Source organism: Microcoleus sp. Pol12A5 (assembly GCF_036701435.1).
Lineage (GTDB): Bacteria > Cyanobacteriota > Cyanobacteriia > Cyanobacteriales > Microcoleaceae > Microcoleus.
Map to the genome: position 1 here is coordinate 1 of NZ_JAUBQU010000280.1, position 1,555 is coordinate 1,555.

Below are 1,555 nucleotides of genomic sequence, written 5' to 3' on the forward strand. Positions count from 1 at the left end.
ATAATCGTGCTCTGGTGAGAGAGTCCGCCACAGGCGGACTCTCTCACCCTTTCCCCTATTTGATTATCATTATTATTTCCTAATATTTCTATCTTAAGAGGTATTGACAAAATCTACTTCTTTTTAACTTGTTAGCAATGGTCCCCGCACACCCGCACATGGGAGCATCCCGGTTTTGTAAATGGTTAAAAGTATGATAAGAGCCAAAATTTTTCGCCCTCCGCTATATGAGAGAACGCAAAAGTTATCGCCCGCACGCTAACCGAACTGGCGAGAGAGGAGTATCTAAAGTATGGGAGTTGGGAAGGAAAATAAAAAAGAGGTGTCTATATTCTAGATTAATTCATTCAAGTAAGCCCACATAAGTTTGAGCATCTGATTAATATTTTTACGACCCCACTGAGCGCCGGAAATTTTCAGTCTTCTATCAATCTGTTTCACTAATGATTCCACCGCTCCCCACCCAATAGCACAAATATTTTGGCCGGACAAGAGTTGATAGTTAACAATTCGATTCCGATGTTTTGTGAGATATTTACAAAAGTTGGTATTCTGACGACTACTGCACAACTCAAACAACTTAATGGTTTCATCACGTGCGACCTTGCCATAACAATTCTTTGGCTCTAGACAGCCGTTTCCTAGACCCTGCTACTTTGTACAGATTTTCGACTTTATGATAAAAGTCTAAGATTTATAGGCGATTGCCATCCGGATTGAATTTACCGATGATATTCCAAATTGCGTCATGTCCATCACCCAAACAAGTCACTAGGGAATTTAACGGCTGACGATTGACATAATCAATTAATACTTCATTTTTCAGAAAATATGCAGCATAAAAGCTGCCATGAAGACTAACTGCTTTATAATCGAGCCGTCGTGAGAACCTTCCCCTTTTGGTCCTCTAACACGCACTTTCCCTCCATCCACACTGGTTTCTGTAATGGGGGCGAATGCTACTGGTTCAACCCACTCCTGGTTTTCTACCAATCTCTGTAAACTGGTATGACCTATCTTGACTCCCGTCTGTACTTCAATTTCTTGAGATGCCTTGGAATAGGATAACAGAGCCACTTGTCGCAGACAGCATTTCTCAAAAAAAGGGGCCAAGCGAGTCGATTTCTTGAGATTTAATTTTTCTGCTTGTTTTTCGGTAATTTTTAACTCACCCCCACAGCTTTTTACTGTTCGGGGACGTCCTTTGTCTGTTCCCGTGGTTTCTTTGATAAAAAAAAGCCACTTGGGGTCCCACTATCTCTATCCATTGTTTTCTCAGGTGCCCTTCTATTTTTTCCAGGCTCTCTAATGCTTCGGGGGGAGTGTTTCTGTATAAAATTTTGGCGATTTCAGCAGTATGAGCTTGTAAACGTGCTCGGGTAGTCAGGCGTCATTTTGAGTCCCTCAACATTATTTATTGACTATTGTAACTCTTGAGACACTCTATTTTTCAGTCGATATAAAATTGCTGATTGACTCTATAGTCATTTCAAATAAGTATGAGACTTTTAAAAAATGAGGTAAAATGAAAAAAAATCGTTAACCAGTTAGGGAA

Annotated in this window: 1 pseudogene; it reads right to left on the bottom strand. The window is 40.3% G+C overall.

What is annotated here, in order from left to right:
• Window positions 1-333 precede the first annotated feature (333 nt).
• Window positions 334-1,387: pseudogene (locus QUA45_RS28740) on the bottom strand (ISKra4 family transposase).
• Window positions 1,388-1,555 lie beyond the last annotated feature (168 nt).